This window comes from Burkholderia sp. AU39826 (assembly GCF_020419965.1).
GTDB lineage: Bacteria > Pseudomonadota > Gammaproteobacteria > Burkholderiales > Burkholderiaceae > Burkholderia > Burkholderia semiarida.
Genome location: NZ_JAIZQG010000003.1, coordinates 153,702 through 177,080 on the forward strand (window position 1 = coordinate 153,702; position 23,379 = coordinate 177,080).

Consider the following 23,379-nt stretch of genomic DNA (forward strand, 5'->3'; position numbering starts at 1 on the left):
GCGGGGCGGGCGCGGTCAGTCGGCGTACGCGACCGACCGATCGCGCCCGAGCCGCTTCGCGCGATAGAGCGCGGCGTCGGCCTCGTTCACGAGCACGTCGCAGGTCGACGCGCCGGCTTTCGCGCACGCGCCGCCGACGCTCGCCGTGACCGGCACGCTGACGCCCTCGGCGTCGACCGGCACGCTGCCGATCGCCTCGCGCACCTTGTCGGCCACCCGCATCGCCTCGTCGAGATTCGTGCACGGCAGCAGCAGCGCGAATTCCTCGCCGCCGAAGCGGCCGAACGTATCCTGCGCGCGCACGATCGACGCGACGCGGCGCGCCGTCTCGCGCAGCACGGCGTCGCCCACCGCATGCCCGAAGCGGTCGTTGATCGTCTTGAAGTGATCGAGGTCGAACAGCAGCACCGACAGGTCGCCGCCGTAGCGCTGCCAGCGCGCGAATTCGTCACCGAGCCGCACCTCGAAAAAGCGCCGGTTCGCGATGCCGGTCAGCCCGTCGAGATTCGCGTGTTCGCGCAGCTTCGCGACCGCTTCCTCGCGCTCCCGTTGCATCACGCTCACATGCGTGACGTCCGAGATCGTCACGCATACGGCCTCGACGTCACGGCCGCGCGTGAGCGGCATGAACGTGCAGTCCTGCTGCATGTAGTCGACGCCGCCCGTGATCGGCCGGTCGTGCTCGAAGCGGAACAGGTAGGGCCGCTGCTCCCACGAGCTGAACGCGAAGCTGCCGAGCTGGAACACGCTCTCGAGCTTGCGCGACAGCCATGCGCGCGGCAGATCCGGAAAGCGGTCGAACAGGTTGCGGCCGATCACGTCGGCGGCGGGAATGCCGCTGTGGTCCTGCATGAAGCGATTCCACATCAGGACGGTCATCGAACGGTCGAGCACGAACAGGCCGAAGCCGACCCGCTCGATCACGAGGTCGCTCAGCGACGGGGCGGCGGCCGTCATAGCGCGGACAGCAACGCGTCGAGCGCGTCGCCCATCAGCCGGATCGAATCCTCGGCCATCAGCATCACGAAATGCGCGCGGAACGTGTGGTCCTCGAGCCCGAAGTTCACCTCGAGCAGCAGCGCGACGCTCCACCCCAGTTCGTTCGGCTGGAAGACGTCGTCGAACGACACGTTCGCGCCGAGCAGCCCCGGCGGAAAGAACACGGGCTTGCGGCCGAGTTCGTCGAGGATCGACGCGACGCAGGCGCCCATCAGCACGTTCGCGACGTCGAACACGAGCTCGTCCGGCGTCGCCATCCCGCCATACACGCCGTCGCCGAACGTGCGGTCGACGACCGACATGAGCCGCGCGACACCCGCCGTGCGGCACAGCACGATCGCCTCGCCCTTGATGTCGGAACGGAAGCCCTGGCGCACGGCGGTCACGTTGTCGTGAATGCCTGTCATCTCGCGCAGCGCGTCGCTCGCGTCGGCCGCTTTCACGACGCGCACGCGCGGCACCGACAGCTCGATGAAATGTCCGAGCAGCAACGCCAGCCGCGCGGCGGCGCGGCCCATTGCAAGGTTGGCGATCTCCTGCAACGCGTCGCGTTGCTCCGCCGTGAACACCGATTCAGGCATACAACCCATACTCCTTGAGAATGGGCAGCAATGCCTCCGACGTCACGGGCTTGGCAACGAATGCGATCGCGCCCAATTCACGCACGCGTGCTTGCGCCTGCGGCTGGATATCGGCGGATACCACGATCACGAACGTGTTCAGATCTTCGTGGCGCAGTGTTTCCAGGACCTGATATCCGCTCATGTCGGGCATCGTCAGGTCCAGAAACATCACGGAAGCTTTGCCGTCACGATAGAGCGCCAAGGCCTCGCGACCATTCGCTGCATACGCGACGTCAACGTCCCAATCCCCCGGCAGCGCCTTTGTCAGCAGTTTGCGAGCGAGCAGCGAATCGTCGGCAATTACAATCGGCAAAGGCATGGGGCGATGCGGTATACGGAATGGTCTCTCTCGCGTTAACGACCGCGCGGCGCACTTCTTTAGGTGCCATGCGTTTCGGGCGCGGGCAACCGCCTTGCGGCCGCGCACGGGGCGCCGCGACGCAGGTGCGCGCGACGCACCGCGCGGCAATCGCCGGCGGGCGCATGTATCTGTCATAGGGAAAGCAAGGCGCGATTCTCGGAGTAAACCGGAGGCGATGCAACTCGCCATATTCACCATTTCGAACAGAATCGATCCGATCGCGCGCCATTCCGAAAACAGGCGCGACCATTTTCGAGATAAGCACGCAAAATTTTTCCTTGTGTACGTTTGCGCTGCCGGATTCGTCGCGTTTTCAATCTGACGGTTTACCTCTGTCACATACGACAGGATTGCGCCCGTACGGCGCCGCGCGGCGGGCCGCCGCAACTCGTTTATGATGGCAGACACCTCCGCTTCACCCGCTTTCCTCGATGACGTCCGAACGGCCTGCCGACTCTCGCGCTCCCGCCCCCGCTCCCGCCGATGACTGGCAGGACGACGGCAGCTACGCGTCCGGCGCGCCCGAGCACGATTTCGCGGTACGCCGCGTGACGCTGATCGTGCTGCTCGTCGCGGCGATCGTGCTGCCGTGCATCTACGTGGCAGTGATGGCGTACAACGACCTGAAGGCGCGCGAGGCCGCGGCGAGCGACGTGACGATGCGCACCGTGCGCGTCGCCGAGGAGCATGCGCTCAAGGTGTTCGACCTGAGCGAAACGCTCGATGCGCGCATCGTCGACCTCGTGCAGGACATGGACGACGCAGCCGTGCGCAGCAGGGAATCCGACATCCACGAAGCGCTGAACACGATCGGCGGCGGCTATCCGCAGGTGGCCGCCGTGTCGATCTTCGGCGCGAGCGGAATGCTGCTCGCCAACAGCCTCTACTATCCGGCGCCGTACGCGTCGATCGCGAACCGCGACGACTTCGCCGGCATCCGCGACGGCAAGGTCATCGAACACATCTCGCGGCTGATGATGGGGCCGCTCAAGCTCGAGAACATTCCCGTATTCAACACGGGCGTCGCGCGACGCCATAGCGACGGTTCGTTCGCCGGCATGGTGTCGATCGCGCTGAAGTCGTCGTATTTCAACGCGTTCTACCGCGACCTGCTCGGCGGCGCGAGCACGCCGATGACGATGGCGCTCGCGCGCTCGGACGGCGCGGTGATCGCGTCGTATCCGCCGCCGCCGTCGCTCGCGCATACCGATCGCTCGGTCACGTTCGGCAATGCGCACAACGATCCGCGCGCGGGCGTCGTGCGCGTGCGCCACGACGGTGCGAGCAGCGAGATCGTCGCGTATCGCCAGGTCGGCAGCTACCCGGTCTTCGTGACCTGCGCATACCGCACGTCGGCGATCTGGCATGAATGGTACGAACACCTGAGCGTGCTGTTCATCTCGATGTTCGCGCCGTCGGTCGCGCTGTGGTCCGTGATCTGGCTGTCGCTCAAGCGGCTGAAGGCGGAAGAGGAGGCGTGGGACCGCTGGCAGGCCGAAGCGTCGATGCGGCGCTCGATCGAATCGGCGTACCGGCAGTCGCGCAAGATGCAGGCGCTCGGCAATCTCGTCGGCAGCGTCGCGCACGACTTCAACAACCTGCTGATGATCATCTCCAGCAACGTGCAGATCGCGCGGCGGCGCGGCGTCCAGCATCTCGACAAGGAGCTCGGCGCGATCGAACGCGCGCTGAAGAACGGGCAGTCGCTCACGCGCCAGCTGCTCGGCGTCGCGCGCAAGCAGCCGCTGCACAACGAGACGATCGACATCGGGCAATGGCTCGGCACGTGCCGCGAACTGCTGAAGACGTCGCTCGGGTCGAAGTCGTCGCTGGTCGTCGCGATCGAGCCGGGCGTCTGGCCGATTCGCGTCGATGTCGCGGAGCTTGAGCTCGCGGTGATCAACCTCGCGGTCAACGCGCGCGATGCGATGACGACCGGCGGACGCTTCACGGTCGGCGCGCGCAACGTCACGCTGCGCCGCGAGGACGGCTTCCCGCTGACGGGCGAGTTCGTGCAGATCTCGCTCGACGACACGGGTTCGGGCATGGCGCCCGACGTGCTCGCCCGCGCATTCGAACCGCTGTTCACGACGAAGGCGCAGGGAATGGGGACGGGGCTCGGCCTGCCGCAGGTATTCGCGTTCTGCGAACGCTCGGGCGGCCTCGCGACGATCGACAGCGCGGTCGGCGCCGGCACGTCGGTGCGTCTGTACCTGCCGCGCGCGCGCGCCGAGGACGTCGTCGCACGGCCGGCGGCCGGCGCGCACGATGCGGGGAACGGCACGCTCGCCGGCCTGCACGTGCTGCTCGTCGAGGACAACGGCGAAGTCGCGGCCGGCACCGAAGCGCTGCTGTCGCTGCTCGGTCATCGCGTGACCTATGCGCCCACCGCCGACGACGCGTTGCGCCTGATCGAGGGCGCCGCGGCGAACGACGCGTTCGACCTCGTGATTTCGGACATCCACATGCCGGGCCGCATGAACGGCATCGACCTGGCCGAAGCGGTCGAGAAGCGGCCGGGGAAGCTGCCCGTGATTCTCGTCACGGGCTATGCGGAGGAGCTCGACCGCACGCGCACCGTCAACGTCCGCGTGCTGTCGAAGCCGTTCGATATCGCGCTGCTCGACGAGATCCTGCTGGGCATCCGCGAAGCGCGCGACGCACGACACGCCGGCGCGTGACCGGCCGCGTGCGGGCCGGCGCGACTGCGTGAACCGGCGCGGCGGCGATCAGGCCAACGACATCACGCCGATTTCAGCAGGCGCACCCAGCCCGCGTAGCGATCGACGAAGCCCTGCAGGAACTTGCGCGTGTCCTCGCTGACGATCTGCCCCTGGTCGTCGATGCGCGCCGGATCGTGCTTGATGAACATTTCGGGCTGACCGAGCGTCTTCACGTCGAGGTACGCGAGCACGTTGCGCAGGTGCTGCTGCGCGAGTGCGGTGCCCGTCGCGCCCGGCGACGTGCCGAGCACCGCGCCCGGCTTGCCCGACCACGAATTGGAACCCCACGGGCGCGAGCCCCAGTCGAGCGCATTCTTCAGCACGCCCGGAATCGACCGGTTGTACTCGGGCGTGACGAACAGCAACGCGTCGGCGGCTTCGATCGACTGCTTGAAGCGCTTCGCGACTTCCGGGAAATTCGCGTCGTAGTCCTGGCTGTACAGCGGCAGCTCGCCGATCTCGACGAACTCGAACGAAAAATCGGCGGGGGCGAGCGAGATCACGGCGTGCGCGAGCGCACGGTTCGTCGAAGCGCTGCGCAGGCTGCCGACGACGACCGCAATTCGATAGGACATGGCATTCTCCTTCCGGTAAGTGAGGAATCGGAGCGATTGCTTCCGAATGGGCGACAAAGGTCTGTTTATAGGCAAGCCAGCCCGCGAGCCGTCCGACGGGGCCGTCCGGCCGACTTTCCACAAGGTTTTCCACAGAAATTGTGGATAACTCGAGCGTTATGTTCCGACGTTACAGTTTGCCCGCCGCGCGGCGTCTTCGACATGCGAGACGAGAGGTTCGGCAAGCATAGCGCAGCGCGGCGGCCGGCTTCATGAAATCGCGACGGAACATGGCGTTGCAGGGCGGCACCGCAACCAGTAAGCTGCTCGCACCGCGATGCGCCCGTTCCGTGACGCATGCGCGATCGCTTCGAAACACGACAACCCACGCATGCCGTCCGCATACGACGACCCCGCCTATCTCGCACAACTGCGGCACGATCTGCTGCGCTTCGCACGACTCCAGCTTCGCGATGCCGACGCGGCCGAAGACGCCGTGCAGGAGGCGCTGGCCGCCGCGTGGTCGCATGCCGGCGAGTTCGCAGGGCTATCGGCCCACAAGACGTGGGTGTTCGCCATCCTGCGCAACAAGCTGATCGACGTGCTGCGCGCGCGGCAGCGGATGGTGAGCCTGACCGCGCTCGATGCGGAGCTCGACGGCGAATCCGTGCTCGATCGCGAACTGTTCAAGGACAACGGGCACTGGGCCGCGCATGCGAAACCGCGACCGTGGCCGAAACCCGAGACGCTGTTGCAGCAACAGCAGTTCTGGATGCTGTTCCAGGTGTGCCTCGACCATCTGCCGGAGCAGATCGGACGCGTGTTCATGATGCGCGAATTCCTCGACGTCGAGATTCCGGACATCTGCAGCGAATTGACGCTGACGACGAATCATTGCAGCGTGCTGCTGTACCGGGCACGCACGCGCCTGCGAACCTGCCTGAGCGAAAAAGGACTGACGACCGAAGATGCTGCCGGGGAAATGTACTGACGTGACGCGACTGCTGTCGGATGCGCTCGACCGGCCTCTGACACTGCACGAGCGCCTGCGGGTGCGTGTGCATCTGCCGACCTGCAGCGGATGCCGCGCCTATCGCGGGCAGATCGCGCTGTTGCGGACCGCCGCGAAAGCGGCGGCGGGGCGGGAGCCGGATGATGATGACGGGCCGGCCGGCGGCGGCTAGGGCGTGTTCACGCCCGAGGCGCCGCGATGTCGGCGTATCGTTCCGGTGACGGCTGGCGGGCGGCCTGGAGGTTGCGTCGGCCTGGATGCCGTTGCGCGTGCCGGGCCGGGCTGGGCCGCATCGATGCAATAAGAAAAATACGCCGGACAAGAATTATTCGAACAACGCCTTCACGGACTCGGGCGGTCGACCGATAGCCGCCTTGCCGCGATACACGACGATGGGGCGCTGCAGCAGGATCGGATGAGCGACGATCGCCGCGTAGGCTTCGGCGTCGGTCAGATCCGCGCGGGTCAGATTCAGCGTCTTGTACGGCTCCTCGCCGTCGCGCAGCATGTCGCGGACCGGCCGGCCGAGCTGCTGATGCAGCGTTTCCAGTTCCTCGACGGTCGGCGGCGTCTTCAGGTACTCGACGACGGTCAACGGCGTGCCGGCGGTATTCAGCGACTCGACCAACGCAAGCGTCTCGCGGGACTTCGAGCATCGGGGGTTGTGGTAGATCGTGATCATCATTCAAGCCTGGGTGGGGGAGCCCTGTATTGTAGCCACTCTGCATTGAGGGGCTTGGTGGTGTGGTTCAGCCGAGACCGGGTGGCGTTCCTTTCGACAAGTGGCTGAGACGGTTCGGTTTAGCGACGCGCTGTGATGGAAGAGCGTGTCTCCGGTGTTTGAAAACGCTTCAAAGAGCCGTTGTTTATGCGCATAAAGCTAGAACACCTGGTTCGCGGGATCCCGGACTGCGATTAGCCCAGCAATGGTCGCAGAGGCTGTCCGATGGTGGAAGGGGTGCGGGATTGCCCGGCGCGTCGAGTGGTTTATGCGCATAAAGCCCGCGATTTTCGGCCGAGGCGACGCGCGATTCCGGGCGTGGACGTATGCGACACAAGGCGGCAGAGGGCGATCGCTGTATCGATAAGACACCCCAGCGCGACATCATCGGCCGCCTGCCTCCGGGCAGGTTTATGCGCATAAGGCCGGCGATTGTCGGGCGAGGCGCGGCGTGACTCAGGCCGTGAGCGATACCGGCACGAGACGGCACCGGGCGATCGCTGCAAGCGACAGACCGTCCCGACGCGACATCATGGATCGCCTGATTCGGGCGAGGTACCGGCTGCGGCCCTTCATCGCGGGTCATCGTTGCGTCTGGTTTATGCGCATAAACGCTGCGGGCCGACAGAATGTCCCCCTGAATGCCCGTTCACGGACGCAACGCAGGGACGCGCATTCGTCTCGGAGCTCGCTCGCCGACGCCCGGCACGCTCCGAGCCGAGTTCATCGCTTCGTCCTCTGCGAAGTTTATGCGCACAAACTCCCCGACTCGCCGACAGTCCTATCCGCCCCGGAAAGGGCAGAGCACCCGCGATATCCCAGTGACGAACAGATGCCCGACGATGTAGCGCGTGAAGATCCCACCCACGCAGCCCATCCCCCTCTATCTCAGCTTCGCCACCTCCAACACACCGCCCCAATGAGCTACCCATCTTCACCACTTCGTTTATGCGCATAAACCGATCGTCCGAATGGCCAATGCGTCGTTGTCGACCGACAATTTCATTGAAATTCAAATATCGTCCTGTAGAATTCCAACGACCAAAACAGGAGTGAAAATTGGCCGCGGAAATTATTGCAGTCACTCAACAAAAAGGTGGCGTCGGCAAAAGCACGATTGCCATGCATCTCGGCGCCGCGTTCCATGAAAAAGGGAAGCGCGTCCTCGTCATCGATGCTGACCGTCAAAACACGCTGGTTCACTGGTCGAGCGCATCCGGCGACAGCGAAAACGGCATCCCGTTTCCGGTCGTCAATCTTGCCGAAGCCGACGGCCAGATCCATCGCGAGATCAAAAAGTTCATCAACGATTACGACATCATCGTCGTGGACTGCCCGCCGTCGATCACCGAGAAAGTCTCGGGTGTCGTCCTGCTGGCCGCATCAATTGCCGTGATCCCGACATCGTCGTCGCCGGCCGATTACTGGTCGAGCGTCGGGCTGGTCAAACTGATTCAGCAGGCGCAGGTGATGAACGAAGACCTCCGCGCGGTCTTCCTGCTGAACAAGACCGAAGAGAAACGCATGCTGACCCGCGAGCTCAAGCGTGCACTCGAGGAACTCGGCTTTCCGTTGCTGAAGACGCAGATCCCGACTCGGGAAGCGTACAAGCAGGCGATGGCGCTCGGTCAGACCGTGCTGCAAATGAACGATCGTGGCGGCAAGCTGGCCGCCTCCGAAATTCGCGCATGTGCCGACGAAATCGTCGCCATGCTGCCCTGACTTTATGCGCACAAAGGAGTCACATGAAACCCTCCCAATTTGCCAAAGGATTCCAAGCGCGCCCGGATATCACGACGAGCGAGAAGCGCACGGCGCTCGATCGGCTCAATGCGATCGACGGCATCGTCAAGTCCGAGACGCCGACCCCGGTGTCGACCAAATCCACGAAGAAGGACATCGCACCGCCGCCAGCTCCGGAATTCACGATCGACCCGTCGATCGACGAATCGCAGCAATATCGCGCGTGGCGTCTCGAGAATCGCTATGCCCCGGGGCAGGTGATCGAGTTGCCGTTGAAGGCGATCAAACATAGCCCGTTCAACCCGCGGCACTTCTATCTGAAATCGTCGATTGCCGAACTCGCGGTGAATCTTGCGAAGCAAGGGCAGCAGCAAGCGATCCACGTGATTCCGGATTACGACAACCCGGGCACGTATTTCGTCAGCGATGGTGGCCGCCGCGTGCGGGCGCTGAAGGAAGCGAACAAGGAGTCGGTCAAGGCGATCGTGATCGACGTGCCGATCGGCATCCAGAGCTACAAGCTCGGCTATGACCTCAACGTTCAGCGCGATTCGCAGACGGTGTTCGACAATGCCGTCGTGTGGCGCCGCTTCCTCGACGACAAGCATTTCCAGAGCCAGAAAGAACTCGCCGAGCATCTCGGCCTCGACGAGTCGACGGTGGCTGTCGCGCTGTCGATCGGCAAATTGCCGGAAGCGATCATGCAGGAAATGGTCGCGCGCCCCGATCGCTTCGGATCGAACATGGCGTATCAGGTCGGCCGCTATCACAACGCGCGCGGCACCGAGGCGACGCTGCGGCTGATCAACAAGATCGTGTCGGACGACCTCAGCACGCGCCAGGTGTCGGACATCGTCAAGGGCCGCGTCGCGGCACAGGAGACGCCGAAGGCCGCGGGCCGTCAGCGCTACGCGCAGCGTCTCGAGATCAAGCTCGGCGGCAAGTCGGTCGGCGATCTGAAATCGTATGGCGAAGACCGCATCGAACTGCGCCTGCGCGGCCTGCCGAAGGACAAGCGCGACGCGATCCTCGAGCAACTCGAGCGGATGCTGTTGTCGGAGTAATGGAAGCGGCCGGCAGAGCCTGACACGGGCGCCGGCCCCGCCCGACCAATGGATGGGACCGGCGGCGGCCCGTCAGCGGGCCTGAGCAGGCCTCAAGCGGCCCGCGACTGGTTCAGCGTGAACGACAGCAGATCGCCGTCCGTCGGCTCGCCCCAGGTCTTCTGGGCCAGCCAGTCGAAAAAGGCCGTCTCGGCCAGCTTGGAATCGAGGCCGCGCTTGCGCCAGTCGTCGCGCAGATGCGAGCCCATCGTCGGCAATGCCTCGGATTCGAACGACTCACGCGCCACTTCGCGCTCCGCGTCGCCCTGCTCCTCGTACAGCACCTTCGCTTCCTTGCGGCGGAACGCCGCGAACTCGCTCAGCAGGCGAGCCTTCAGATCGTCCGGCTGCGCAGCCGCAGCCTTCGCGGACGGCGTGCCGGCAGGCAGCGCGTCGACCGACTCGACCGGCGGCGCATAACCCTTCTTCAGCGCGTCCTTGAACAGCGCCGGCGCGCTGCGCACCGGCGGCAGCGTCGTGCTGCGCATCCGCTGCTCGGTCATCTGCAATGCGGCGCGAATCCGGTTTTCCTCGCTGTCCGCATAGAGTGTTTGTGCTTCCTTCAGCGGGATCCCGAGTTTCACCATCCGGTCGACCAGCGTGCTGTCGAACACGTTCGGGTGTTCGTCGAGCGCGAGCATCGGCTGCTTGCGTTCGGTCACGCGAAACTGGATCTCGGCCACCCGACGCCCTTCGCGGTGCTCGATCAGTTCGACGAAGATGTTGGTGACCGCATTGACTTCCGCGATCGCGGGACGCAGGTAGTCGCGCTTGAAGTACTTGTACTCGCGCTTCGCTTCGTCGCCGGCTTCCGTGTCGGGCGTGCCCGACAGAATCGGCCGCCACCATTCCCACGGCTCGCGCATCGTCAAATGGCTCGGGTTCGTCAGGTAGCGCACGCAGATCTCGTACAGCGCGAGCCCCGCGCTGCTGCGCAGCTGGCTCTGGAACTGCAGGCTCAGGCGCGCATACTGGACCGGGTCGAGCAGCTTCTTCTTGATCTTCGGCGCGAACGAGAATTCGACCCATACGCGGCGGGTGGTCGGATCCTCGAGAATTTCCGCATCGGCAATCAGCGTGGAGATCCCCCACTTGCGGCCCGGCTTCTGGCTCGACGTCCCCGTGCTCCATTCGACCTGCACCGACACCATGCGACGCAGGTGTTCCTTCACCAACGCGGTGTCGTTCGAATCGAAAGCGGAGTTGGCAACGATGTCCGACAGCAGCGCGCGATACGTATCGCCCGAATCGTCGGCCTGCTGCGCGACGGCCAGCAGGACATTGAACAGCTTGCGAGTGAGGAGCGTGATCTTGCCGCTCTTCGGCTGAATGGCGATCGCCTCGACGGCCTTTCGCAATTCGGCTGAACTGGCACTCACCACATCCACATCGGTTTTCTTGGCGCGCTTCGTCGTGGCCATACGTCGGGTCGGAGGAGAAGTTTCCCGGAAGGATAGCGCCTGCGGTGATGTGCGTCCAGAACGACATGCTCACCATAGCCGGTGAAGCGCGCCGGCAAAACGGCACTCACCCGAACCCCTCCCGAAAACGCTCACCGGTCGGCCAGGGCGGCGTTCCGGACTCTTCCAGACGTGCCGCGGCATGCGCCGATTCACAGAATTTCCCCTGTGCGCGACACGTGCGGAATTGGCTCCCGTATCGGCTCACCTTTCGATTTGTCGTAATTTTACGACTGCGCAGCCGTGAGTTCGACACAGGCTTGCGACTGCACCTCACCGCCCGTCCGCGACTGAGGCACACCGGCCTGTATGCATGTACAGGCACGGCTCGCGAGGAAGTCGATTCGGCTCCGACATAGGGGAAAGCACCGCGGAAACCGGCACGCGCGGCCCGAACAACGCGTGATTGGCTGGCCCGGGCGCGCATTGTACAGCGCGCAAATCGTATCGGGTCCCGAAAATACTCACCTCGAGCACAGCAGGTCGATTCGTCCGGATACCGATAAATGCCCGACGGACGCGGGACCGAGCGCCAACGACTCCCGAAAACGCTCACCTTACCAATCAAATGCGGCACTGCGGCGGGCACGGAAATGGCTCCCGAAAAACCTCACCGTAACCGGCGCGGTATCAAAAACTTCAATTTCTTCCGATACTTATGCACAGAAGGCATTTGGCTGTGCATCGACGCGATCTCCCGGAAAGCCTCACCTTTCGGCCGGAATCCTTCATAGGACGACCGTAGGCCCGCCCCCGAAAAATCTCACCTGTGCCAAAAAGTGGCACAGCAAAAACGAGATTTCTTCCAGTCCTGGCGGGCTTTTCGGCGAATTCGACCGGTTCCGGGTCCTGAAAAGCCTCACCTTTGCCCATTTTTCGAGCAGATATCTCTCCCGGAAAATCTCACCTTTCAGCCAAGCCACAGCCTGTGATCCATGCCCCGAAAAAGCTCACCTTGCGCGCAAAGGGGCAGGAAGGCCCGGATTTTCCTCCCGAAAAACCTCACCTTTGGGGCATCACAGGCACCGGAGAGCACTTTTGCTGTGCAAAATGGCGTCCGGTTCCCGGAAATCCTCACAGCAAATTCCCGCGAGGTCCCGTGAAATCTCACCTTTCACCCAATCTGCCCAAAAGATGGGCAGAATCGGGGCGCGAAACAGGTCCCGCAAATTCTCACCTATGTCTGCACAGGCAGAAAACTGTGCGGTCAGGCGCAGTGCGGGTTCCATGGCTGTACGGCCCCGAAAACCCTCACCTTTGGGAAAACTCGTGTTTTACTGTGATCCCGAATCCGCTCACGACCCTTCCTGCAACGGCTCACGCAGCTCCCCGAACCCCATCACGTCAGCTCCCGCAGAAGATCACCTTGGCTCCCGTAAAACTTCACCTTGTCGGCCGGAAAGCCTTGTGCCACAAGGCTTTGCCGTGGCGTTAACGTTTTTAACTAAGGGTTCAAGGGTGTTTACTTCTAATACTCTCAAGACATCGGTTGACGAGTTTTCCACAGATACCCCGACCCCTGAACACCCACGGGCCATCGGGTCCGATGTCATGTGAAACAAATACCAAAATTCGGGGTCCGCTGAAAAACGCTTGCCGAACAAAGACTTGGATGATTTTCTTCGCTTTGTTTCACGGAATCTGAGGCCACCTTCAGCCAAACGCGTTCGCAGCGCTGATTTCGGTGCAAAACGACGTAAATTCACAACGGACCGTCGAAATAAGTATCAAGAAATACGTGTTTCGTTATGATTGCAACACTTCATTGCCTGCGAGTGTTGTCATGACCCTGGACGAAATGCGTCAAGTCATTCGGGAAGAACTGGAATCGCTGCGCGCAAGCGGTGCACGGCGTCAGGAATTGTCGCTGCATGCGTGCAAGCGCCTGTTTTTCGATCTCGGCATCCGGCCGTCGGCGGCCAACGTGCGCGATCTCACCCAGACCGGCAGCGCCAGCGACATCCCGAAAGACATCGACCACTTTTGGGAGCGCATCCGTTCCGCCTCCAAGATCAGGCTCGACGGCGCGGCGATCCCGAAGGCCGTCGAGGAAAAGGCCGGCGCATTGCTGGGCGCACTTTATGAAGAGGCGTTGAAAGCGGCGCGCGACAGCCTCGATGGCGACCGCGAGCAGGTTCGCGCCGACGTGGCCGCGGCCGAACAGCGGTTGCGCGACGCAACCGTCCGCCAGGAAACGCTTGAAGAAGCGCTCGCGCGCGGCGAAGCGAGAAACGAGCAATTGCAGGCGCGGGTGACCGAACTTGAGGTCCAGCTTGCGTCGCAGACCACGCACGGTTCGGCAAGCGAAGCAACGTTGCTCACCACAGTCGCCCGACTGGAAAAGGAACTGGCCGCGGCTGCCGGCCGCCTCGATGCCGAACAGGCCCAGAATGCCGCGTTGCGCGACCGCATCGATGCGTTGCAAGCCGAATTGCAGCAGCGCACCGAGCACTATGCGCAGCAAATCAAGGATGCGGTGGCCGAAGCCGAACGCCGCGTCAAGCCGATGCTGGTCGAACTGGACGCGTTGCGCAGCATGGCGTCGACCTACCAGAGCGGGTTGCGCGACGTTCAGCGCAAGGAGTTCGATTTCCTGCAGCAATTGAGCTCGGCCAAGGCGCGCGCCGACCGGCTCGAAGAACAGTTGCGTACCCAGAGCGACGAACTGGACCGCGCGATGCGCGACGCGAACGCGTTGCGCGCGAACCGCGGGATGAATCCGGAAATCGCGGCGCTGCTCCGGCGCCTGGCCGATGCCGGACAACTCGATGCGAACGCGTATGCCGCGATCGGCACCTCGCTGGATCACGAGATTCCGGCGCCGGCCCGGTGCCCGCATTGCGACGGCGAGCCGGAACTGTCACACGGTGACGACGGCTTTGAAGTCGCGTGCCCCGAATGCGAGCACGCTTCGGGCCCATGGCCGTCCCGTTTTGAAGCCGCCGCGCGTTTCGCGCAGACTTGACCCGGAAGCCGGCGACACCGCACAGGTGAGAATATCCGGGAGACTTGAGGTGAGGTTTTTCGGGAGCTGTGAAATGGTGAGGCTGCGCCACGCAAGGCTGCTCACGGATCGTTTTGCGTGAGCAGCCGTTTCCCGATCAGTGAGTTTCGTCACGCTCGGACGCGTCACCGTTGTCGTCGGCCAGCCCGTCGCGCCAGTTCTTCCATGCGCGATGCAGGCGATTCGACGAGATCGGCCGCATGAAGCCCAGCCATTTGCCGACCCGCTCGGGCGGGACGTCGTGCTCGAACAGTTCGGCCGCGTACGTATTGCGCAATGTTTGCGGGCTTGCGCGCGCGGTGCGTGACGACGTGAGCCCGGCCGATTCGACGATCGCGTCGATCGCGCGCAGCATCGTTGCCTTGTGCATCGGCCGCCCGGCATGCGACGCGGGGAACACGAGTTCTCCCGGAATCTCCTGGCGTTTGCGTTCGGTGAGCCAGGCTTCGAGCAATGCGATCGCGAACGAGGCGAGATGGGTTTCGCGCGCGTAATCGGGATGCGTCGACTCGATCCGCAGCGACGTGCCGCTCGTATTGATGCAACTAATCGTAAGCGCGCGCGCTTCCCCGGTTTTGATGCCGGCGCCGAGAAACGCGGCAACGAGCGCGCGGTCGCGACGCTCCTTCCAGTACGCGGCGCCCGATACGCCGATCGGCGAGAACAGATACGCGAGCAACGTCGCGCGTTCCGCCGGCGTGAGGAAGCCGGTCGGTTCGTTGTCGCGGGCCTTGCGCCAGTTCGCTTCGCCATCCTGAGCAATGAACCGGGCGGGATTGGTCGATGCGTATTCGGTGCGGCGGATATGGTCGAGCACACGCTCGATCAGCCTTAAATAGCGCATCCGCTGTGTCTTCTTGATCGGCAACTCGCCGACGAAGTTCGCGATGGTCGGCGTATCGACCGTCGCCAGATTCTTTTGATGCGCACGCATCCACGCGAGAAACGCGCCCCATTGCGCGCGATAGACATCGGCCGACGAGCGGCGATAGTCCTGCATCGCGAGCCACGCGTCGAACGCGGCTTCGGGAGAGACGACCCAGTCGGATGCGTCGCGGTCGAACAGATCCTTTTCTTCCACACGCGCGGCGGTGTCGGGAGAGGCGGGAAGGGACATGGTGTTAATTCCGTTAGTTGCGTATATCGTAGCCCTTTTCGCAACGTATCGGGCAGCACGCGGGTGAACCGGCCGCCATGCATCGCGGCCGGGGCTCGGCCATCAGTCGCCCCACGCCTTGGACGGGCGGTGAGCGCGCACGGGCCGCGCGGTGTCGTGCGTGGTTGCTGCGGCTTCGTACGCGAGAACGGCGAATGAAAAGACCGCGGGCAGCGCGTTCGAACGCCCGAAGTCGATCGGATCGTCGGTTTCGGGAAACGTCATGTCGGACGGTCGTTCGAACAGTTGCCGCATGCCGGCGTCGTGCCGGCTCGCAAAGCCGAGATCGGCGAGCGCTTCGGCTTCGATCGCGTGCAGCAGGCGCCATGTCAGCGGTACGCGCTGACGGATGTAGCGCGCGGCGATATGGCGAACGATCAGTTCGAGGTCGTGCGCGGCAGCCTTGAAGCTGAGCGCGGCCAAATCTTGTTCTTCTGTCATTGCAGGCTCCTGTCGACCGGGGCGGGCGCCTCGGTGCGCCGGCTCCGGCCCATGCATGGCGGAATGTCCGTATACTGTACAAACATACAGTATTTTCCGCAACTGGCCTGCGATCTGCCTTTTGGCCGACTATACGCGCCGTCAGCGATGGATCACGATCAACAAGGCCCGCGCTTCGGTCTTGCCGGGGTTGCGGATCGCATGCGGCTCGTCGGCCGGGTAGCGCGCGGTGTCGCCCGCCTTCAGGCGTCGGCTGGCCGCGGCGGCCTCGATTTCCATCGCGCCCTGCAGCACGGTGAGGTGCTCGCGCGTGCCGGGTTCGTGCGCGTTCGATACCAGTGCGCCGCCGCTTGGCAGCGTCAGCTCGTACCACTCGAACTTGCCCGCGAGGTCGATCGGGCCCCATACGCGCAACTGGTACCGGCCGTCGTGGCCGGCGAGCGTCGGAATGTCGTGCGGGCCGTCCACGCGGATCGTCTCGGGCGCCTTCGGCTGCGAGAACAGTTCATCGAGCGTGATGCCGAGCGCGTTCGTCAGCCGCCACGCGACCGCGATCGTCGGGTTGGCCTTGTCGCGTTCGATCTCGGAGAGCATCGATTTCGATACGCCGGCTGCGCGCGAGAGGTCGTCGAGCGTCAGCTTGCGCTCGTTGCGCAGCCGCTGGATCTGCTCGCCCACGCGCGGCGGGGTCGCGGCCGGCGGTTGCGGGGCGGCGCCGGCAGGCGTGCGCCGCGATCCGGGGGAACTTGCCATTTGAATTCCGTTCGCTTAGAGTTGTTCGATATTTCGAATTCTAGTTCGGAATATCGGATAAATGCGGTCAACCGAACGACCGACTATAACAGTAGCAGGCCGTTGCGCCGCCACGAGCGGTGCGCTGCGGAATGCGAAACCCTGTCAGGAGCTTTGCGATGCGTGATGCCTTTCTCGCCCAGGTGCGCGGGACGCTCGACCAGATCCGCGCGGACGGTTTTTACAAGACCGAGCGCGAGATCGCGAGTCCCCAGGCGGCAGCCGTGCGGCTCGCCGGCGGTGCCGGCGTGCTCAATTTCTGCGCGAACAACTATCTGGGCCTGGCGAACGATCCGCGCCTGGTCGACGCGGCGAAGGCCGGCCTCGACCAGGACGGTTTCGGCATGGCATCGGTGCGCTTCATCTGCGGCACGCAAACCGTCCACAAGCAACTGGAAAGCGCGCTGGCCGCGTTTCTGGGCACCGAGGACAGCATCCTCTATTCGAGCTGCTTCGACGCGAATGGCGGGCTGTTCGAGACGCTGCTCGACGAGAACGACGCGGTGATCAGCGACGAGCTGAACCACGCGAGCATCATCGACGGTATCCGCCTCTGCAAGGCGAAGCGTTTTCGCTACAAGAACAACGATCTTTCCGACCTCGAGGCGAAGCTGAAGGAAGCCGACGCCGCGGGCGCCCGCCACAAGCTGATCGCGACCGACGGCGTGTTCTCGATGGACGGCATCATCGCCGACCTGAAGGGCATCTGCGATCTCGCCGATCGCTACGGCGCGCTCGTGATGGTCGACGATTCGCATGCGGTGGGCTTCATCGGCACGCATGGCCGCGGCACGCCCGAGCACTGCGGCGTCGAAGGCCGCGTCGACATCATCACGGGCACGCTCGGCAAGGCGCTCGGCGGGGCGTCGGGCGGCTATGTCGCCGCGCGTCGCGAGGTGATCGAGCTGCTGCGCCAGCGCTCGCGTCCGTATCTGTTCTCGAACACGCTCACGCCGAGCATCGCCGCGGCGTCGCTGAAGGTGCTGGAACTGCTCGGCAGCGACGAAGGCGCGAAGCTGCGCGAGCGCGTGCGCGAGAACGGCGCGCGGTTCCGCAAGCAGATGACCGAAGCCGGCTTCACGCTCGTGCCCGGCGCGCATCCGATCATCCCGGTGATGCTTGGCGACGCGCAGCTCGCGACGAACATGGCCGACAGGCTGCTCGGCGAAGGCGTCTACGTGATCGGCTTCTCGTTCCCCGTCGTGCCGCGCGGCCGTGCGCGCATCCGCACGCAGATGAGCGCCGCGCATACGCCCGAGCAGATCGACCGGACGGTCGCCGCGTTCGTGCGCGTCGGCAAGTCGCTCGGCATCATCTGACGGAAGCGCGACCATGAAAGCACTGGCAAAGCTCGAACGCGGCCCCGGCCTCACGCTCACGCGCGTGAAGCGTCCCGACGTCGGCCACAACGACGTGCTGATCAAGATCCGCCGCACGGCGATCTGCGGCACCGACATCCATATCTGGAAGTGGGACGACTGGGCGCAGAAGACGATTCCGGTGCCGATGCACGTCGGCCACGAATACGTCGGCGAGATCGTCGAGATGGGGCAGGAAGTGCGCGGCTTCGCGATCGGCGATCGCGTGTCCGGCGAAGGCCACATCACGTGCGGTTTCTGCCGCAACTGTCGCGCCGGGCGTCGGCACCTATGCCGCAACACGGTGGGCGTCGGCGTGAACCGCGAAGGCGCCTTCGCCGAATACCTGGCGATTCCGGCGTTCAACGCGTTCAAGATTCCGCCGGAGATCTCCGACGATCTCGCGTCGATCTTCGATCCGTTCGGCAACGCGACGCACACGGCGCTGTCGTTCAACCTGGTCGGCGAAGACGTGCTGATCACCGGCGCGGGGCCGATCGGCATCATGGCCGTCGCGATCGCGAAGCACGTCGGCGCGCGCAACGTCGTCATCACCGACATCAACGACTATCGGCTGGAACTCGCGCGCAAGATGGGCGCGACGCGCGCGGTCAACGTCGCGCGCGAGTCGCTGCGCGACGTGATGGCCGACCTGCACATGACCGAAGGCTTCGACGTCGGTCTCGAGATGTCCGGTGTGCCGAGCGCGTTCACGAGCCTGCTCGAGGCGATGAACCACGGCGGCAAGGTCGCGCTGCTCGGCATCCCGCCCGCGCAGACGGCGATCGACTGGAACCAGGTGATCTTCAAGGGGCTCGAGATCAAGGGCATCTACGGCCGCGAGATGTTCGAGACCTGGTACAAGATGGTCGCGATGCTGCAGAGCGGCCTCGACCTGTCGCCGATCATCACGCATCGCTTCGCGGCCGACGATTACGAGCAAGGCTTCGCCGCGATGCTGTCCGGCGAAAGCGGCAAGGTGATTCTCGACTGGACGGTCTGAGTCGGGTGTCGAGAGACGGGGCGGCGCGGCACGTTTGCCGGCTGCCCCGTTTTCGTTTGCACACACGCACCGTCGCGCCGCGGACGCACGATTGAACGCTTGAGGTGAGATTTTTCGGGAGCCGTGTTCGTGCGCCGAATCATCACACGATCGCACATAGGTGATGCGCAATAGCAGACTCGCGTCACCTGTCGGCAATTGCTTCGCTTCTCCCCGCCATAGCATTCGGCGCCCGTTTCTCCTCTTCCACGCGCTTCCCCGCTTCGCCTGGCGTGCGAGGGTTCGCTCGCGACCGTATGCGAGATCGTACCGACCCGGCACGTCCACCGTGAGCCGCACGCTGCGTTGCGACTCACTGATACGAGGCGTCATCGACATCGATCGGTGCGCCGACCCCTACCTGATCCGTTCACCTTCCCATCCGCACGGCTCGAACGGAAGGCTCACCCCGACGAGCCAGCGCTTCGGGCACGATTCAGCCCTCCCGCCGACAGGGCTTTTTCATCCGGATATTGACAGGGTAGAACGATCGTTCTACCGTAAACCCATGAATCCACTTCTCGACTCCTCCGGCGAACCGGGCGTTCGCGAGCGGCTGCTGGACGCGGCCGAAGCGCTGATCTATTCGGGCGGCATCCACGCAACCGGTGTCGATGCGATCGTCAAGCGATCCGGCGCGGCGCGAAAGAGCTTTTATTCGCATTTCGAATCGAAAGAGGCGCTGGTGGTCGCCGCGCTCGAACGTCGCGACGAGCGCTGGATGCGCTGGTTCGTCGACGCCACGCTGGCGCGGGGCAAGACGCCGCGCGCGCAACTGCTCGGCATGTTCGACGTGCTGCGCGACTGGTTCGGGCAGCCCGACTTTCACGGCTGCGCGTTCCTGAATGCGTCGGGCGAGATACCCGACGCCGAGGATCCCGTGCGCGTCGTCGCCCGTATGCACAAGGCACGCCTGCTGGCGTTCGTGCGCGAGCGCTTCGACGCCTATGCCGACGAAACCGGCATCGAGCGCCGCGGGCTCGCACGCATCGCGCGTCAGTGGCTCGTGTTGATCGACGGCGCGATTGGCGTGGCGCTCGTCAGTGGCGATGTAAACGCCGCGCGCGATGCGCGCGCGACGGCTGAACTGCTGCTCGATACCGTATCGCGGTAGCCGACGCAGCGAATCCGAACCGGCCGCGTGCGTTCGCGGCCGTCACCCTGAACAGGAGCAACCCATGTCCGCTTCCCCCGAAGTTCGTCCGCCCGTTCCGCCCTTCACGCTCGAAACGGCGCGCCAGAAAGTGCGCGCCGCCGAGGACGCATGGAACACGCGCGACCCGCAACGCGTGTCGCTCGCCTATACGCCGCAAAGCCGCTGGCGCAATCGCGCGGAATTCGTGACGGGCCGCGACGAGATCGTCGGGCTGCTGCAGCGCAAGTGGGCGCGCGAACTCGACTACCGGCTGATCAAGGAGCTGTGGGCGTTCGACGGCAATCGCATCGCGGTGCGCTTCGCGTACGAGTGGCATGACGATGCAGGCAACTGGTTCCGTTCGTACGGCAACGAGAACTGGGAGTTCGATGAAAACGGCCTGATGGCGCATCGTCACGCGAGCATCAACGATCTGCCGATTCGCGAGGCGGACCGTCTTTATCACTGGCCGCTCGGCCGTCGCCCCGACGATCATCCGGGGTTGTCCGACCTCGGGCTGTGATGCGAGCACGCGGTCAACGGACCGGCGAACGCATCACCGGGGTTCGATGGTGAGGAAATTCGGGAGCCGTCCGCTGAAGGTGAGATTTTTCGGGACGAGGTGAAATGTCGCGTCGAGCTGTGTGCCTCGAACAGGTCGACGCGGCGTTGCGCCCGGTGAGGCGGCGTATGTGGCGACGTGCAGCGGTGTGCTTCACCGCGTGAGGCATCTCACCGATCGCGTCGATGCGATCGTGTGTTGATGATCGGCGTGTGCGAGTGCGGCGTGCAACTCACCGGTCGGATCGACTTCGATTTTCAACGACAAACTGTGCAAGCAGTGCGCGTTGCGATGCGTCGTTGCTCACCGCTCGATTTGACTGCCGACGCATCGACGGAGTCCGCACAAGTGCGCAACCGTATCGCGTGTCGCTCACCGCAGCCGGATTCACGCGACGCCGCCCGGCGCGAGCGCCGGGCATGACCGTCAACCCGCGACCCGCGCGGCGATTGCCTCGCCCACTTCCTGCGTGCCCGCCTTGCCGCCGAGATCGCGCGTATGCGGCCCCGTGCGCAGCACGTCCTCGATCGCGGCGACGATCGCATCGTGCGCGTCGCGTTCGCGGCCCGTGCCGTTGCCGAGGAAGTCGAGCATCATCGCTGCCGACCAGATCATCGCGACCGGATTCGCGATGTATTGCCCCGCGATGTCGGGCGCCGAGCCGTGCACCGGCTCGAACAGCGACGGGAACGTCCGGTCCGGGTTCAGGTTCGCCGACGGCGCGATGCCGATCGTGCCCGTACAGGCCGGCCCGAGATCCGACAGGATGTCGCCGAACAGGTTCGACGCGACGACGACGTCGAAGCGGTCCGGCTGCAGCACGAAGCGCGCGCACAGGATGTCGATGTGCTGCTTGTCGACCGCGATCTCCGGATAGCGTTCGGCCATCTCGGCCGCGCGCGCATCCCACCACGGCATGCTGATCGCGATGCCGTTGCTTTTCGTCGCGACGGTGACGCGCTTCGCGCGCCGCTGCGCGAGCTCGAACGCGAATTTCAGCACGCGCTCGGTGCCGTGCCGCGTGAAGATCGACTGCTGCATCACGACTTCGCGCTCGGTGCCTTCGAACATCGTGCCGCCAACCGACGAATATTCGCCCTCGGTGTTCTCGCGCACGATCATGAAATCGATGTCGCCCGCGCGGCGGCCGGCGAGCGGCGACGGCACGCCGTCGAACAGGCGCGCGGGCCGCAGGTTGATGTACTGGTCGAATTCGCGGCGGAACTTCAGCAGCGAGCCCCACAGCGAAATGTGGTCGGGCACGGTCGCGGGCCAGCCGACCGCGCCGAACAGGATCGCGTCGACGCCCGACAGTTGGGCCTTCCAGTCGTCCGGCATCATCGTGCCGTGCTGCGCGTAGTAGTCGCAGCTCGCCCAGTCGATCTCGACGAAGTCGAAGTGGATGCCGAAGCGCGCGGTCACGGCGTCGAGCACGCGCCGGCCCTCGGGCATTACTTCGCGGCCGATGCCGTCGCCGGGGATCACGGCGATCCTGTAAGTCCTGTCGGTCATGCAAATCTCCTTGGCTGTTCGGCCGGCTACCGGGAAGGCAGCGGCCCGTCACGTCATTCTATTTGTTTCAATCTGGATTAAAATCACGCAAAAGTTAATCGACTTTCCACGAATCGTGAATAAATCGCCGAACCTCGACGACCTGCGCGTGTTCAGCCTGGTTGTCCGACTGATGAGCTTCAGCGCGGCCGCCGAGCAGCTCGCGGTGTCGCCCGCGTATGTCAGCAAGCGCATCGCGATGCTCGAGGCGCAGCTCGGCACGCGTCTGCTGCATCGCTCGACGCGCCGCATGACGGTGACCGAGGCCGGCGAGCGCGTGTTCGCGCGTGCGGAAAAAATTCTCGACGACGTCGATCATCTCGTCGAGGACGTGTCGACCACGCGCACGGTGCCGCGCGGCACGCTGCGCATGTCGAGCAGCTTCGGCTTCGGCCGGCACGTCGTCGCGCCGGCGCTGCTCGACTTCAGCGCGCGCTATCCGCAACTGAACGTGCGGCTCGATCTGTTCGACCGGCTCGTCGATGTGGCCGGCGAAGGCTACGACCTCGACGTGCGCATCGGCGACGACATCGCCGATCATCTGATCGCGCGCCGACTCGCCGCGAATTACCGCGTGCTGTGCGCGTCGCCCGACTATCTCGCGCGCCGCGGGACGCCGCGCTCGCTCGCGGATCTCGCGTCGCACGACTGTCTCGCGATCAAGGAGCGTGACCATCCGTTCGGCGTATGGCGGCTGAACGTGCGCGGCGAGACGGCCACGGTGAAGGTCGGCGGTGCGCTGTCGACGAACCATGGCGAGGTGGCCGTGCAGTGGGCGCTGGCCGGGCGCGGCATCGTGCTGCGCTCGATCTGGGAAGCCGGGCCGCTGATCGAACGCGGCGCGTTGTGCCGCGTGCTGCCGGACGCGATCCAGCCCGCGAACATCTGGGCCGTGTATCCGGAACGCGTCGCGGCATCGGCGAAGGTGCGCGTGTGCGTGGATTTTCTGGTGGAGACGCTCGCCGGCCTGAATGCGGCCGCGGGTGACGATGCGGCCTGAAACCGGCTAAAGGTGAGCTTTTGCGGGAGACGTGCGCAG

General features: G+C 64.5%; 21 protein-coding genes. 11 read left to right on the forward strand and 10 right to left on the reverse strand.

Translation table 11 applies throughout. The features are described 5' to 3' along the window. Window positions 1-15 precede the first annotated feature (15 nt). From LGM42_RS09715 to LGM42_RS09725, 3 genes are read right to left on the reverse strand one after another with little or no spacing between them, the layout of a single operon-like run. Window positions 16-957, reverse strand: a complete 942-nt coding sequence (locus LGM42_RS09715) for a GGDEF domain-containing protein (protein WP_059581488.1) — start codon at window positions 955-957, stop codon at window positions 16-18. Further along, on the reverse strand, window positions 954-1,580 hold the full coding sequence (locus LGM42_RS09720; protein ID WP_059581485.1) for a chemotaxis protein CheC: 627 nt from the start codon (window positions 1,578-1,580) through the stop codon (window positions 954-956). Before LGM42_RS09720 ends, LGM42_RS09715 begins: the two co-directional genes overlap by 4 nt. Beyond that, window positions 1,573-1,941 (reverse strand): response regulator, encoded by a 369-nt coding sequence (locus LGM42_RS09725; protein ID WP_011548759.1) that lies wholly within the window; start codon window positions 1,939-1,941, stop codon window positions 1,573-1,575. Before LGM42_RS09725 ends, LGM42_RS09720 begins: the two co-directional genes overlap by 8 nt. 473 nt (window positions 1,942-2,414) lie before the next feature. Here LGM42_RS09725 and LGM42_RS09730 point away from each other — a divergent pair, with 473 nt between their 5' ends. After that, window positions 2,415-4,664, forward strand: coding sequence for a hybrid sensor histidine kinase/response regulator (locus LGM42_RS09730; protein WP_059644560.1), 2,250 nt, complete (start codon window positions 2,415-2,417; stop codon window positions 4,662-4,664). A 62-nt stretch (window positions 4,665-4,726) separates the two neighbouring features. Here LGM42_RS09730 and LGM42_RS09735 read toward each other — a convergent pair whose 3' ends face one another. Beyond that, window positions 4,727-5,281: an NADPH-dependent FMN reductase gene (locus tag LGM42_RS09735; RefSeq protein WP_059581481.1), complete on the reverse strand. Its 555-nt coding sequence runs from the start codon at window positions 5,279-5,281 to the stop codon at window positions 4,727-4,729. Between the two features lie 370 nt (window positions 5,282-5,651). Here LGM42_RS09735 and LGM42_RS09740 point away from each other — a divergent pair, with 370 nt between their 5' ends. After that, on the forward strand, window positions 5,652-6,251 hold the full coding sequence (locus LGM42_RS09740) for an RNA polymerase factor sigma-70 (protein WP_059581479.1): 600 nt from the start codon (window positions 5,652-5,654) through the stop codon (window positions 6,249-6,251). Continuing rightward, window positions 6,229-6,444: a zf-HC2 domain-containing protein gene (locus tag LGM42_RS09745; RefSeq protein WP_089465883.1), complete on the forward strand. Its 216-nt coding sequence runs from the start codon at window positions 6,229-6,231 to the stop codon at window positions 6,442-6,444. Before LGM42_RS09740 ends, LGM42_RS09745 begins: the two co-directional genes overlap by 23 nt. A 153-nt stretch (window positions 6,445-6,597) precedes the next feature. Here LGM42_RS09745 and arsC read toward each other — a convergent pair whose 3' ends face one another. Continuing rightward, window positions 6,598-6,954 (reverse strand): arsenate reductase (glutaredoxin), encoded by a 357-nt coding sequence (arsC, locus tag LGM42_RS09750; protein ID WP_060317925.1) that lies wholly within the window; start codon window positions 6,952-6,954, stop codon window positions 6,598-6,600. Window positions 6,955-8,052: 1,098 nt separating this feature from the next. Here arsC and parA point away from each other — a divergent pair. Then, on the forward strand, window positions 8,053-8,715 hold the full coding sequence (parA, locus tag LGM42_RS09755; protein ID WP_059581476.1) for a ParA family partition ATPase: 663 nt from the start codon (window positions 8,053-8,055) through the stop codon (window positions 8,713-8,715). Window positions 8,716-8,738: 23 nt separating this feature from the next. Continuing rightward, entirely contained in the window at window positions 8,739-9,800 is a 1,062-nt protein-coding gene (locus LGM42_RS09760; protein WP_226232104.1) for a ParB/RepB/Spo0J family partition protein, read from the forward strand. A gap of 92 nt (window positions 9,801-9,892) precedes the next feature. Here the strand turns inward: LGM42_RS09760 and LGM42_RS09765 are convergent, their stop codons facing one another. Next, window positions 9,893-11,260, reverse strand: a complete 1,368-nt coding sequence (locus tag LGM42_RS09765; RefSeq protein ID WP_059581471.1) for a replication initiation protein — start codon at window positions 11,258-11,260, stop codon at window positions 9,893-9,895. 1,822 nt (window positions 11,261-13,082) lie between these two features. Between LGM42_RS09765 and LGM42_RS09770 the strand changes: the two genes are divergently transcribed. Then, the gene (locus tag LGM42_RS09770; RefSeq protein WP_059581468.1) at window positions 13,083-14,264 is read left to right on the forward strand and encodes a DNA-binding protein; all 1,182 of its coding nucleotides are present in this window, start codon (window positions 13,083-13,085) and stop codon (window positions 14,262-14,264) included. Window positions 14,265-14,400: 136 nt separating this feature from the next. Here the strand turns inward: LGM42_RS09770 and LGM42_RS09775 are convergent, their stop codons facing one another. The 3 genes from LGM42_RS09775 to LGM42_RS09785 all read right to left on the reverse strand — a co-directional run bounded on the left by LGM42_RS09775 (window position 14,401) and on the right by LGM42_RS09785 (window position 16,653). Then, on the reverse strand, window positions 14,401-15,420 hold the full coding sequence (locus tag LGM42_RS09775) for a tyrosine-type recombinase/integrase (RefSeq protein WP_226232105.1): 1,020 nt from the start codon (window positions 15,418-15,420) through the stop codon (window positions 14,401-14,403). 102 nt (window positions 15,421-15,522) lie between these two features. Further along, window positions 15,523-15,900: a DUF2471 family protein gene (locus tag LGM42_RS09780; RefSeq protein WP_059581462.1), complete on the reverse strand. Its 378-nt coding sequence runs from the start codon at window positions 15,898-15,900 to the stop codon at window positions 15,523-15,525. Window positions 15,901-16,041: 141 nt separating this feature from the next. Further along, window positions 16,042-16,653 (reverse strand): helix-turn-helix domain-containing protein, encoded by a 612-nt coding sequence (locus LGM42_RS09785; protein ID WP_226232106.1) that lies wholly within the window; start codon window positions 16,651-16,653, stop codon window positions 16,042-16,044. 158 nt (window positions 16,654-16,811) lie between these two features. On the opposite strand from LGM42_RS09785, the gene LGM42_RS09790 reads away from it, so the two are divergent. The 4 genes from LGM42_RS09790 (at window position 16,812) to LGM42_RS09805 (ending at window position 20,750) form a co-directional block, all read left to right on the forward strand. Then, window positions 16,812-18,011: a glycine C-acetyltransferase gene (locus LGM42_RS09790; RefSeq protein ID WP_226232107.1), complete on the forward strand. Its 1,200-nt coding sequence runs from the start codon at window positions 16,812-16,814 to the stop codon at window positions 18,009-18,011. 13 nt (window positions 18,012-18,024) lie between these two features. After that, window positions 18,025-19,053, forward strand: a complete 1,029-nt coding sequence (tdh, locus tag LGM42_RS09795) for an L-threonine 3-dehydrogenase (RefSeq protein ID WP_060317659.1) — start codon at window positions 18,025-18,027, stop codon at window positions 19,051-19,053. A gap of 547 nt (window positions 19,054-19,600) precedes the next feature. Then, entirely contained in the window at window positions 19,601-20,206 is a 606-nt protein-coding gene (locus LGM42_RS09800; protein WP_226232227.1) for a TetR/AcrR family transcriptional regulator, read from the forward strand. Between the two features lie 64 nt (window positions 20,207-20,270). Next, complete coding sequence (locus LGM42_RS09805) at window positions 20,271-20,750, forward strand: DUF1348 family protein (protein WP_059581450.1); 480 nt, start codon at window positions 20,271-20,273, stop codon at window positions 20,748-20,750. Window positions 20,751-21,215: 465 nt separating this feature from the next. On the opposite strand, the gene LGM42_RS09810 is transcribed toward LGM42_RS09805, so the two are convergent. Beyond that, a complete protein-coding gene (locus LGM42_RS09810) occupies window positions 21,216-22,301 on the reverse strand; it encodes a tartrate dehydrogenase (RefSeq protein ID WP_226232108.1) in 1,086 nt (361 codons plus the stop codon). 115 nt (window positions 22,302-22,416) lie between these two features. Here LGM42_RS09810 and LGM42_RS09815 point away from each other — a divergent pair, with 115 nt between their 5' ends. Continuing rightward, complete coding sequence (locus tag LGM42_RS09815; RefSeq protein WP_059581443.1) at window positions 22,417-23,340, forward strand: LysR substrate-binding domain-containing protein; 924 nt, start codon at window positions 22,417-22,419, stop codon at window positions 23,338-23,340. The last annotated feature ends 39 nt before the right edge of the window (window positions 23,341-23,379 follow it).